This window comes from Pseudomonas sp. PA-5-4B, assembly GCF_021606215.1.
Taxonomy (GTDB): Bacteria; Pseudomonadota; Gammaproteobacteria; order Pseudomonadales; family Pseudomonadaceae; genus Aquipseudomonas; species Aquipseudomonas edaphica.
Genome location: NZ_WKDB01000111.1, coordinates 1 through 12,258, shown reverse-complemented (window position 1 = coordinate 12,258; position 12,258 = coordinate 1). Strand labels below are relative to the sequence as shown.

The window sequence follows — 12,258 nt, the reverse complement described above, 5'->3', positions numbered from 1 at the left end:
GACTTTATTGACCTTGTTGTCCTGGAAAGGCGCCACTTCGGTGGTCTTGGGCACGGCCTTCTTGTCGAGGGTGCCGCTGCCTTGCTGGTTGTCCTGGGCAAGAAAATCGGCCTTTTCGGGCTTTTTTTCGCTCTTGAACGTGGCGAGGGTGATTTCCAGGGTTTTGCTGATCTGCTTGGGCTCGACGTAGGTGAAGCCCAGGCCGAGCAGTAGGGCGAGGTGGATCAAGGCGGCCAGGAACAGGGTAAATCCGAGCCGATCAGCCGGGCGCACGCCGCTATGGGAGAGTTCGTAGGGCAGATCGGACGGGAGTGTCATGACAAAAAAACCAACATCGCGCGTTTCACAGGTGGCGCATGATAACGCAATGTTGGTTTATGTCCGGCTGTTCTATGTCACTTGGCTTGTAGCTTGCGCTCAATGGCCGCCATCAGCATTTCGCCGATGTTCGTGCCAAATGCATTGTCGATCTCGCGAATACAGGTCGGGCTGGTGACGTTGATTTCGGTGAGGTTCTCACCAATTACGTCTAGTCCTACAAATAGCAGGCCTTTTTCCCGCAGGGTTGGGCCAACCTGAGAGGCGATCCAACGGTCTTTGTCCGACAACGGGCGTGCTTCACCGCGACCACCGGCCGCCAGGTTGCCACGGGTCTCGCCGGCTGCCGGAATACGCGCCAGGCAGTAATCCACCGGTTCGCCGTCGATCATCAGGATGCGCTTGTCGCCATCCTTGATCGCCGGAATATAAGCCTGGCCCATGATCTGCTGGGTGCCCAGCGCGGTCAGGGTTTCCAGGATCACCGACAGGTTCGGGTCACCGGCGCGGTGACGGAAGATCGACGTGCCGCCCATGCCGTCCAGCGGTTTGAGGATCACATCACCGTGTTTGGCGGCGAATTCACGCAGCACGTCGGCGCGGCGGCTGACCACGGTCGGCGGCGTGCACTGCGGAAACAGCGTGGCGAACAGCTTTTCATTGCAGTCGCGCAGGCTCTGCGGCTTGTTGACGATCAGTACACCGGCGCGCTCAGCCTGCTCCAGCAGATAGGTGGAGTAGACGAATTCCATGTCGAACGGCGGGTCTTTGCGCATCAGGATCACGTCCAGATCGCTCAACGGGCTGTCGATCTCGTCCGCCAGCTCAAACCACTTCTCAGGGTTGGCAAACACCTGCAACGGGCGCATGCGCGCGCGGGCCTCGCCGTCGCCCTGGTAAAGATCGCGCTGCTCCATATAGAACAGGGTCCAGCCGCGGGCCTGGGCGGCCAGGAGCATGGCCAGCGAGCTGTCCTTTTTATAGGAAATGCTGGCGATAGGGTCCATGACAATGCCGACGCGAACGCTCATGGGGGATTTCCTCTAGCAAATTAGGGCGCATAAAAGTGGCGTCAGAGTGGCGCTGCGGCTGTTGTGGGTCAAGGAAAAACCACCTGGCCGGTTGCTCGATAGATTGCGCCCGGAGACTGTGCTAAAAAGACTGCCACGGCGCAGCAGCCCTTGAATTCCAAGGCTTGCGGCGCTCATCCTGTGCAACATCAGGCAGTACACACCGAAAACCGATTCGCTGTGGCGATGGTAGAGCAGATATGGAACAGCATTCCAACGCCTTGAGAGTGATGGTGATCGATGATTCAAAAACGATCCGCCGCACCGCCGAGACGCTGTTGAAGAACGTGGGCTGCGATGTGATCACGGCTATCGACGGTTTCGATGCCCTGGCCCGGATTGTTGATCATCACCCGCACATTATCTTTGTCGACATCATGATGCCGCGCCTGGATGGCTATCAGACCTGCGCCCTGGTGAAGAACAACCCGGCGTTCAAGTCGATCCCGGTGATCATGCTGTCTTCTAAAGACGGCCTGTTCGACAAGGCCAAGGGGCGCATCGTTGGTGTCGATCAGTTTTTGACCAAGCCTTTCAGCAAGGAAGAACTGCTGGGCGCAATCAAGGCTTACGTGCCTGGGTTTGCCGCAGTAGAACAAGCACACTGACGCCGCCTCACAAGGGCCGGCGCCGACCAATGTAGTGGGGAAAACCATGGCACGCGTTCTGATCGTCGACGATTCGCCGACTGAAATGTACAAACTCACCGGCATGCTGGAAAAGCACGGCCACGTGGTGCTCAAGGCCGAAAACGGCGCGGACGGCGTGGCCCTGGCCCGCCAGGAAAAACCCGACGCCGTGCTGATGGACATCGTGATGCCGGGCCTCAACGGCTTCCAGGCTACCCGCCAACTGTCCAAGGAGCCGGAAACCAACGGCATTCCGATCATCATCATCACCACCAAGGATCAGGAAACCGACAAAATCTGGGGCGCGCGCCAGGGTGCCAAGGATTACCTGACCAAGCCTGTGGACGAAGACACCCTGATCGCCACCTTGAACAAGGTACTGGCCGGCTAAAGGCTCGCGATCATGACCGAGTCGCAAACCGCCTTCGAGCTGCTGCTGGACATCGACCGCCGCTGCCGCCTGCTGGCCGCCGACCTGCCGTCCCAGGAAGCTCGCCTGCAACGCTGGAGCGGGATCGGCTTTCGCCTGGGGCCACACTGGTACGTGGCGCCGATGGGCGAAGTCGCCGAAGTGCTGCATGAGCCGCGTTGCACCTTGATGCCCGGCGTCAAGCCGTGGGTCAAGGGCGTGGCCAACCTGCGTGGGCGTTTGCTGCCGGTGATGGACTTGGGCGGCTTTCTTGGCCTTGAATTGTCCAAGGCACGCAAGCAACGGCGGGTGCTGGTGGTCGAGTACAACGACCTGTTTGTCGGGCTGCTGGTAGACGAGGTGGTGGGCATGCAGCATTTCGCACAAGACGCTTTGTTGACCAGCGCCGCACCCGGCGCGCCGTTTATCCTCGGCCAGTTCGACGGCGACCCGCTGTGGCAGGTCTTCAGCCCCTTCGCTCTGGCCCAGGCCCCAGGCTTCATGGATGTTGCCGCATGACCACCGTCACCACGCCCAAACCCCAGGCCGCATCGCGCAGCCGCTCACAGATCATCGTGCTGTTTATTGCGCTGATCGTGTTCATCATGCTGTTGTTCGCCAACTTCGCGTACCTCAACACTCAGTCCACCTATGACAAGCAGTACATCGGCCACGCCGGTGAGCTGCGTGTGCTGTCCCAACGCATCGCCAAAAACGCCACCGAGGCCGCTGCCGGCAAGGCCGCCGCGTTCAAATTGCTGGGCGATGCGCGCAACGACTTTGCCCAGCGCTGGGGCTACCTGAAAAAAGGTGATACCGAAACCGGCCTGCCCGCCGCGCCCAGTGCGGTTCGTGCGGAAATGCGCGCGGTGCAGACCGACTGGGAAGCGCTGCTGAAAAACACCGACGCGATTCTCGCCAGCGAACAAACCGTGTTGTCCCTGCATCAAGTGGCTGCGACCCTCGCCGAAACCGTGCCGCAATTGCAGATGGAATCGGAAAAGGTCGTCGATATCCTGCTGCAACGTGGCGCACCGGCCAGCCAGGTAGCGTTGGCTCAACGCCAATCGCTGTTGGCCGAACGTATTCTCGGCGCGGTCAACACCGTGCTGGCGGGCGACGAAACCGCCGTGCAAGCCGCCGATGCCTTTGGCCGCGATGCCAGCCGCTTCGGTGTGGTGCTCAACGGCATGCTCAATGGCAACCCGGGCTTGCGCATTACCCAGGTCGAAGACCATGACGCGCGCGCGCGGCTGGCGGAAATTTCGGAGCTGTTCGAGTTTGTCTCCGGCTCCGTGGATGAAATCCTCGAAACCTCGCCGCAGCTGTTCCAGGTACGGGCCTCGGCGAGCAATATCTTCAACCTGTCGCAAACCCTCCTCGATGAGGCCTCGCACCTGGCCACCGGTTTTGAAAACCTCGCCAGCGGGCGAAGTTTCGACACCATTGGTGGCTACGTGCTGGGTTTGCTGGCACTGGCCTCGATCATTCTGATCGGCCTGGTGATGGTGCGCGAAACCAACCGCCAACTGCATGAAACCGCCGAGAAGAACGAGCGCAATCAGAACGCGATCATGCGCCTGCTAGATGAAATCGAAGACCTGGCCGATGGCGACCTCACCGTGACCGCCTCGGTCACCGAGGACTTCACCGGCACCATCGCCGACTCCATCAACTACTCCGTCGACCAACTGCGCGATCTGGTCGCGACCATCAACCTCACCGCCGGGCAAGTGGCCGGTGCGGTGCAGGACACCCAGGCCACCGCCATGCACCTGGCCCAGGCTTCGGAGCATCAAGCCCAGCAGATCGCCGAAGCCTCCACGGCGATCAACCAGATGGCCCAGTCCATCGATCAAGTGTCGGCCAACGCCGCCGAATCTTCGGCCGTGGCGGAGCGCTCGGTGGAAATCGCCAACAAGGGCAACGAGGTGGTGCACAACACCATCCATGGCATGGACAACATCCGCGAACAGATCCAGGACACCGCCAAGCGCATCAAACGCCTGGGCGAATCTTCCCAGGAGATTGGCGATATCGTCAGCCTGATCGACGACATTGCCGACCAGACCAACATCCTCGCCCTCAACGCCGCCATCCAGGCGAGCATGGCCGGTGACGCCGGGCGCGGTTTTGCGGTGGTGGCCGACGAAGTACAGCGGCTGGCCGAGCGCTCATCCGCCGCCACCCGGCAAATCGAAACCCTGGTGCGGGCGATTCAGGCCGACACCAACGAAGCGGTTATCTCCATGGAACAAACCACCACCGAAGTGGTGCGTGGCGCACGGCTGGCCCAGGACGCCGGGGTGGCGTTGGAAGAGATCGAAGGCGTGTCGAAAACCCTGGCGGCGTTGATTCAGAGCATCTCCAATGCGGCGCAGCAACAGACCTCATCGGCGGGGCAGATCTCGCTGACGATGAATGTGATTCAGCAGATCACCACGCAGACGTCGTCGGGTTCTACGGCCACGGCGGAGAGCATCGGCAATTTGGCAAAGATGGCTAGTCAGTTGCGCCGGTCGGTGTCGGGTTTCACCCTGCCGCCGCCTAAACAGGCCGATGATTGAAATGCTATCTGATGTGGGAGCTGGCTTGCCTGCGATAGCGGTGGGTCAGTTGCACAGGTATCACCTGACAGTCCGCCATCGCAGGCAAGCCAGCTCCCACAGGTGATCTCGATTGTTCTTGGCAACACCAGCAACTCATAAATTTTAAGCGGAGCAGTTATGGTTGATCGGCACGACTACGTGGCCCTTGAATGGGTCAAGGGCGACATTGCCGAAACCCTGAAGCAGGCCCGTTCGGCGCTGGATGCGTTTGTCGAAACCCACGACAGCGACGCCATCGCCGAGTGCCTGGCCGCCATCCACCAAGTGCATGGCGCGCTGCAAATGGTCGAGTTCTACGGTGCGGCGTTGCTCGCCGAAGAAATCGAAGAATTGACCCTGGCCCTGCAAGCCGAGCGCGTCGGCCAGCGCGATGAAAGCATCCGCCTGCTGCAACAAGCCCTCAGCCAATTGCCGTTGTATCTGGACCGCGTACACAGCGCCCGCCGCGACCTGCCGTTGGTGGTGTTGCCGCTGCTCAACGACCTGCGCAGCGCCCGCGGCGAAAGCCTGTTGTCGGAAACCAGTCTGTTCAGCCCGCAACTGCTGTCGATTGCACCGCTGCCCGACGAAGCCCTGGCCCAGCGCGCAGTGCCAGAACTGCACGAACAATTGCACCAGTGGCACAAATTGCTCCAACAAGCCTTGGCCGGCCTGCTGCGCGAAGACCATGGCCCGAGCAACCTGGAAGACATGGCGCGGGTGTTTGCGCGCCTCGAAGCGCTGTGCCAGGGCGCGCCGCTGTTGCCGTTGTGGCAAGTCACCTCGGCGCTGGTCGAAGGCATGCTCACCGGCGTGATCGCCAACAGCCCGGCGCTGCGCAGCCTGCTCAAGGCCAGCGACAAGCAACTCAAGCGCCTGCTGGCCCAGGGCATCGGCGGTATCAACCAGCCGGCGCCCGACGAACTGCTCAAGAGCCTGCTGTTTTATGTGGCCAAGGTCACTCGTCCGACGCCGCGCATGCAAAGTCTCAAGGAACGCTACGGCCTGGATGAGGCCTTGCCCGACAGTGCCGTGGTCGATGCCGAACGGGCGCGGCTGGCGGGGCCGGATCGCAATGCCATGGGGTCGGTGCTTGGCGCATTGTGTGAGGAACTGGTGCGGGTCAAGGAGCGCCTCGACTTGTTCGTGCGCAGCGACCGCCAACACACCGACGACCTGGATGCGCTGCTGGCGCCATTGCGGCAGATCGCCGATACCTTGGCGGTGCTGGGCTTCGGCCAGCCGCGCAAGGTGATCATCGACCAGCTCGCCGTGGTGTTGAGCCTGGTGCAAGGTCACCGCGAACCCAACGACGCCGTACTGATGGACGTCGCCGGCGCCTTGCTCTATGTCGAGGCCACGCTGGCCGGCATGGTCGGCACCGTCGAACCGGAAAGCCGCGAAGAAAGCCGCCTGCCCACCACCGACCTGACGCAGATTCATCAACTGGTGATCCGCGAGTCCTGCCAATGCCTGCGCCAAGCCAAAGAGCTGGTGATCGACTGCATTGAAGCCGACTGGGACCGCCAACGCCTGGAATCCCTGCCGGAGCTGCTCAGCCAGGTGCGCGGCGCCTTGGCGATGATTCCACTGCCACGCGCAGCGAGCCTGATGCGGGGTTGCACCGATTACGTCGACGAACAGTTGATGGTCAACGACGCGCCGCCGACCCAGGCGCAGTTGGCGCATTTCGCCGACGTGATCAGCAGCCTTGAGTATTACCTGGAACGCATGCTCCAGGACCCTGACGCCGCTGGCGAACGCGTGCTGGAACTGGCCACCCAAGGCTTGGCCGCGCTCGGTTACCTGCCCGCCGAAAAGCCCTGGCGTCAGGCGCTGGTTGCGCCGGATGGCGCATTGTCGGCCGACAGCACGCCGAGCCAGTCCCAGTTCGATGCCTTGGCCAGCCCGATCACGCGCCTGAATCCGCCGGCGCTGCATCGCCCCGGCAGTTTGCTGCCGCCGCCGGCCGATGAAGAACCTATCGACGATGAGCTGCGCGAAGTCTTCCTCGAAGAAACCGACGAAGTCCTCGACGTGCTGCACCGGAACCTGCCCAACAGCGCCGACAAAACTGCTCAAGGCGAAATGCGCCGGGCTTTTCACACGCTCAAAGGCAGCGGGCGTATGGTCCGTGCCCTGGTGCTGGCCGAACTGGCCTGGGCGGTGGAAAACCTGCTCAATCGCGTGCTCGAACGCAGCGTGGCCCTCAGCTCCGATGTGCAACACGTACTGGATGAAGCGGTGACCCTGCTGCCCGAATTGATCGCCGACTTCGCTACCGACGACCAACACCAGCGCGATGAAGTCGACGCCCTGGCCGCCCGTGCCCATGCCCTGGCCAGTGGCACTGCAACAGCCACCGCCGAGCCGCACGATCCAATGCTGCTGGAGATCTTCCGCAACGAAGCCCAGAGCCACCTGGAGAGCATCAACCACTTCCTGCAACAGGCCGCCGAGCATGTGCCGCTGCAAGTCAGCGATGAGCTGCAACGTGCCCTGCACACCCTCAAAGGCAGTGCCTACATGGCCGGTGTGCTGCCGATTGCCGAACTGGCGCGGCCGCTGGATCACCTGACCCGCGAATACAAGGCTCACCGCCTGCCGCTGGACCTGGACGAAGTGGAGCTGTTGCTGGAAGCCGAAGGCTTGTTCCAGCGCGGCCTGCACCAACTGGACAGTGACCCGCTGGTGCCAATCAAGGGCGCGCCGGACCTGATCAGCCGCACTCAAAGCCTGCTCGACCAACAACTGCAAGCCTTGCTCGACGCGCCGAACACGGGCCTGCGTATCAAACGCGACCCGCAGTTGATCGCCAACTTCCTGGCCCAAGGCATGGACATTCTGCTCGACGCCGAAAGCCTGTTGCGCCGCTGGCAGCAGCACCCCGGTGAGCGTCAGGAACTCACCGCACTGCTGGACGAGTTGACCACCTTGGGCGAGGGCGCGCATATCGCCGACCTGCACAGCATCGACGAACTCTGTGAAGCTTTGCTTGACCTGTACGGGGCGGTGGAGGAGAGCAGCCTGGCGGTCAGCGAGCGGTTTTTCCAAGAAGCCGAACAGGCCCATGACGCGCTGATCAACATGCTCGACCAGTTGGCTGCGGGGCAGGAAATCAGCCCGGCGCCGGCGCGGGTGCAGGCCCTGCGCGAATTGCTCGATGAAGCCCTCGACCCGTCGGCCACCGGCCTGATCAAAAGCGACGGCAGCCGTGCCCTCAGCATCGCTGAATTGGGCGCGGCCACGGCGCAGTTGAACCAGGACACGGCAATGGACGATGAGATCGTCGAGATTTTCCTCGAAGAAGCCGTGGACATCCTCGACAGCGCCGGCCAGTCGCTCAAACGTTGGCTGCTGGAGCCCGACAGCGCAGCGCCGTTGTCTTCGTTGCAGCGCGACTTGCACACCCTCAAGGGTGGCGCGCGCATGGCCGAAATCGGCCTGATTGGCGACCTGGCCCATGAGCTGGAAGGCCTCTACGAAGGCCTGGTAGACCGCCGTTACAGCTACTCCACCGAGTTGTCCCAAGTGTTGATGGCCAGTCACGAGCGGCTGGCCTTGCAACTGGATCAACTGCAAGACCAGCAACCGCTGAGTGACGCCAGCGACTTGATCGCGCAACTGCGCGAGTTGCGCCACAGCAGCACGCCCGCAGCCGCGGCCACAGCACCCGAAGTGGCGACCGCCGACCCCGAGTTGCTGGAAATTTTCCTCGAAGAAGCCGCCGACATTCTCGACAGCTCCGGCAGCGCGCTGGTGCGTTGGCAGGCCGAGCCGAATAATCGCCAGGAAGTGGAAACCCTGCTGCGCGACCTGCACACCCTCAAGGGCGGTGCACGCATGGTCGAGATCGGGCCGATTGGCGATCTGGCCCATGAGCTGGAGTTTCTCTACGAAGGGCTGTCCGCTGGTTTGCTCGCGCCGTCGCCGGAACTGTTTTCGCTGCTGCAAGGTTGCCACGACCGCTTGGCGCAGATGATCGACGCGGTGGCAGACGGTTTACCGGTGGGCTCGGTGGACAAGCTGATCGAGCGGATCAAGAGCCTGGTACACCCGAGCGATGAGCCGCTGGCGCCGGTTGCACTGCCCGCCGGTAAGGCCGAAGCGGCTATGGACCCGGCTGCGGACATGGTGAAAATCTCCGCCGACTTGCTCGATGACCTAGTCAACCTGGCCGGTGAAACCTCGATTTTCCGGGGGCGCATCGAGCAGCAGGTCAACGATGCGCGCACGGCCCTCAACGAGGTCGAAACCACCATCGAGCGTATGCGCGACCAACTGCGCCGCCTCGACAGCGAAACCCAGGGCCGTATCCTCAGCCGTCAGCAGGCCGAGGCCGAGCGCCTGGGTTATGAAGAATTCGACCCGCTGGAAATGGACCGCCATTCGCAGTTGCAGCAACTGTCCCGTGCGCTGTCCGAGTCCGCTTCCGACCTGCTGGACCTCAAGGAAACCCTCGACCGCCGCAACCAGGATGCGCACAACCTGTTGCAGCAACAGGCGCGCATCAACACCGAGTTGCAAGAAGGCCTGATGCGCACGCGCATGGTGCCGTTTGAGCGCATGCTGCCGCGCCTCAAGCGCATCGTGCGGCAGGTGGCAGAGGAATTGGGCAAGGACGTGGAGTTCGTGGTCGGCAATGCCGAAGGCGAGATGGACCGCAACGTGCTCGAACGCATGGTCGCGCCGTTGGAACACATGCTGCGCAACGCCGTCGACCATGGCCTGGAGTCGCGCGAAGCACGTGTGCTGGCGGGCAAACCGGAGAAGGGTCGTATCACCTTGGACCTGACCCACGAAGGCGGCGATATCGTGTTCGATATGCGCGACGACGGCGCCGGCGTGCCGCTGGACGCAGTGCGGCGCAAGGCGATCAAGCGCGGCCTGCTCGACCCCCATCAAGAGATCAGCGACCGCGACGTGTTGCAGTTCATCCTGCAGCCGGGTTTTTCGACGGCGGAAAAGATCACCCAGATATCCGGACGCGGTGTGGGCATGGACGTGGTGCACGAAGAAGTGCGCCAGCTTGGCGGCTCGATGGTGATTGACTCCACGCCCGGTGCGGGCGTGCACTTTCGCATTCGCCTGCCGTTTACCGTGTCGGTTAACCGGGCGCTGATGGTGCAGTGCGCGGACGATCAATATGCGATCCCGCTCAACACCATCGAAGGCGTGGTGCGTGTGCTGCCCCACGAGTTGGCTGGGCACTATCAGCAAGACCCGCCGCGTTATGAATATGGCGGCCAGCGTTATGAGTTGTTCTACCTTGGCGACCTGCTGCATACCGTCAGCCGCCCGAAATTGCTCGGCCAATACCAGCCCGTGCCGGTGCTGCTGGTGCAATGCAACGAGCGGCGCGTGGCGGTGCATGTGGATGCCATGGCCGGTACTCGGGAGATTGTAGTGAAGGGCCTGGGGCCGCAGTTTGCGGGCGTGCAGGGCTTGTCCGGCGCGACCATCCTGGGTGATGGCCGCGTGGTGCTGATCATCGATCTGCTCGCACACATCCGTGCACGCCAACCGGCCTTGCCGGCCCAGGCGATCGACGCGCCGCTGATCCTCAACGACCCGCTGAAAAAGCGCCCGCTGCTGGTGCTGGTGGTGGACGATTCGGTCACCGTGCGCAAAGTTACCAGCCGACTGTTGGAGCGCAACGGCATGAACGTACTCACCGCCAAAGACGGCATCGACGCCATCGCCGTACTCGAAGAACACACCCCGGACTTGATGCTGCTCGACATCGAAATGCCGCGCATGGACGGCTTCGAGGTGGCGATTCAGGTGCGCAACGACCCGCGCCTGATGCGCCTGCCGATCATCATGATCACCTCGCGCACCGGCCAGAAACACCGCGACCGCGCCATGGCCATCGGCGTCAACGACTACCTCGGCAAGCCGTACCAAGAGTCGGTGCTGTTGGAAAGCATCGCCTACTGGAGCAAGTCCCATGCTTGACCACCGCACCAGCCAACTCACTGGCCTGTTGTTGCCCTTGGCTGACCGCCATCTGCTGCTGCCCAATGTGGCCGTGGCCGAGCTGATCGACTTCCAGCGCGGCGAACCGGCCAGCGATGCGCCGCCGTGGTACCTGCGGCAAGTGACCTGGCGTGACCGGCAAATACCCCTGATCAGCTTTGAAGCGGTGTGCGGCGAGGCGATCTTGACCGCCGAGCGCTCGCGCATCGTGGTGCTGAATGCGCTGGGCGGGCGGCCGACGTTGAAGTTTATTGCGCTGGTGATCCAGGGCATTCCCCGCTCGTACAAGCTCGACAGCGAATTGAGCTACGTGGACGTGCCACTCTGCCCGCTGGAACTCGCGGCCGTGCAGGTGGGCGAGCACGTGGCGAAGGTGCCGGATTTGATGGGGTTGGAAGCGTTGTTGGTCGAGTCCGGCCTGGCCTGACGGCGATGATCGTTCCCACGCTCCGCGTGGGCATGCATCCCGTGACGCTGGTCTTGAGTCTTGTGCTGCCTGGCGGGACGCGGAGCGTCCCAGGCGGCATTCCCACGCGGAGCGTGGGAACGATCCAAATGGCAGAGCTGAGTCAGCTGTTGGTCGACAGAGCACTGGAACACGTCAGCCCTGCCTGAGTAGTCCCAAAAGGGGACCGCTATCTAACTAGCATCACCGAACACATGTGGGAGCTGGCTTGCCTGCGATAGCAGACTGTCAGCCCACAACTTCATAGCTGAACCACCGCCATCGCAGGCAAGCCAGCTCCCACAGGGGCTCTGTGCGGCAGCCTGAAAGTAGCCGCAGGTCGCGGATTACTTGAGATGATCGTTCCCACGCTCCGCGTGGGCATGCATCCCGTGACGCTCCGCGTCACCCTTGCGCTGGTCTTGAGTCTTGTGCTGCCTGGCGGGACGCGGAGCGTCCCAGGCGGCATTCCCACGCGGAGCGTTGGAACGATCCAAATGGCAGAGCTGAGTCAGCTGTTGGTCGACAGAGCACTGGAACACATCAGCCCTGCCTGAGTAGTCCCAAAAGGGGACCGCTATCTAACTAGCATCACCGAACACATGTGGGAGCTGGCTTGCCTGCGATAGCGGACTGTCAGCCCACAACTTCATTGCTGACCCACCGCTATCGCAGGCAAGCCAGCTCCCACAGGGGGCTCTGTGCGGCAGCCTGAAAGTAGCCGCAGGTCGCGGATTACTTGAGATGATCGTTCCCACGCTCCGCGTGGGCATGCATCCCGTGACGCTCCGCGTCACCCTTGCGCTGGTCTTGAGTCTTG

General features: G+C 62.3%; 7 protein-coding genes and 1 pseudogene. 6 read left to right on the top strand and 2 right to left on the bottom strand.

Annotated features, from left to right (window positions below):
• A pseudogene (locus GIW28_RS29630) lies at nucleotides 1-318 on the bottom strand (energy transducer TonB); the annotation flags it as partial.
• 77 nt (nucleotides 319-395) lie between these two features.
• Entirely contained in the window at nucleotides 396-1,349 is a 954-nt protein-coding gene (gene gshB, locus GIW28_RS29625; RefSeq protein WP_099550340.1) for a glutathione synthase, read from the bottom strand.
• A 239-nt stretch (nucleotides 1,350-1,588) separates the two neighbouring features.
• Here gshB and pilG point away from each other — a divergent pair, with 239 nt between their 5' ends.
• From pilG to GIW28_RS29595, 6 genes are all read left to right on the top strand, one after another.
• Nucleotides 1,589-1,996, top strand: a complete 408-nt coding sequence (pilG, locus tag GIW28_RS29620; RefSeq protein ID WP_010564379.1) for a twitching motility response regulator PilG — start codon at nucleotides 1,589-1,591, stop codon at nucleotides 1,994-1,996.
• 46 nt (nucleotides 1,997-2,042) lie between these two features.
• On the top strand, nucleotides 2,043-2,408 hold the full coding sequence (gene pilH / locus GIW28_RS29615) for a twitching motility response regulator PilH (RefSeq protein ID WP_017139442.1): 366 nt from the start codon (nucleotides 2,043-2,045) through the stop codon (nucleotides 2,406-2,408).
• 12 nt (nucleotides 2,409-2,420) lie between these two features.
• Nucleotides 2,421-2,945 (top strand): chemotaxis protein CheW, encoded by a 525-nt coding sequence (locus GIW28_RS29610; RefSeq protein WP_017139441.1) that lies wholly within the window; start codon nucleotides 2,421-2,423, stop codon nucleotides 2,943-2,945.
• Nucleotides 2,942-4,993: a methyl-accepting chemotaxis protein gene (locus tag GIW28_RS29605; protein ID WP_017139440.1), complete on the top strand. Its 2,052-nt coding sequence runs from the start codon at nucleotides 2,942-2,944 to the stop codon at nucleotides 4,991-4,993. Before GIW28_RS29610 ends, GIW28_RS29605 begins: the two co-directional genes overlap by 4 nt.
• Nucleotides 4,994-5,152: 159 nt before the next feature.
• Entirely contained in the window at nucleotides 5,153-10,972 is a 5,820-nt protein-coding gene (locus GIW28_RS29600; RefSeq protein WP_236447736.1) for an Hpt domain-containing protein, read from the top strand.
• Nucleotides 10,965-11,420 carry a chemotaxis protein CheW gene (locus GIW28_RS29595; RefSeq protein ID WP_017139437.1) on the top strand — a complete coding sequence of 152 codons (456 nt, stop codon included), beginning with the start codon at nucleotides 10,965-10,967 and terminating at the stop codon, nucleotides 11,418-11,420. Before GIW28_RS29600 ends, GIW28_RS29595 begins: the two co-directional genes overlap by 8 nt.
• The last annotated feature ends 838 nt before the right edge of the window (nucleotides 11,421-12,258 follow it).

Bases quoted from the DNA above. Each gene is read 5' to 3' on its own strand.
- GIW28_RS29600 (WP_236447736.1), top strand. From the start codon at position 5,153: ATGGTTGATCGGCACGACTACGTGGCCCTTGAATGGGTCAAGGGCGAC.
- GIW28_RS29605 (WP_017139440.1), top strand. From the start codon at position 2,942: ATGACCACCGTCACCACGCCCAAACCCCAGGCCGCATCGCGCAGCCGC.
- GIW28_RS29595 (WP_017139437.1), top strand. From the start codon at position 10,965: ATGCTTGACCACCGCACCAGCCAACTCACTGGCCTGTTGTTGCCCTTG.
- GIW28_RS29610 (WP_017139441.1), top strand. From the start codon at position 2,421: ATGACCGAGTCGCAAACCGCCTTCGAGCTGCTGCTGGACATCGACCGC.
- pilG (WP_010564379.1), top strand. From the start codon at position 1,589: ATGGAACAGCATTCCAACGCCTTGAGAGTGATGGTGATCGATGATTCA.
- gshB (WP_099550340.1), bottom strand. From the start codon at position 1,349: ATGAGCGTTCGCGTCGGCATTGTCATGGACCCTATCGCCAGCATTTCC.
- pilH (WP_017139442.1), top strand. From the start codon at position 2,043: ATGGCACGCGTTCTGATCGTCGACGATTCGCCGACTGAAATGTACAAA.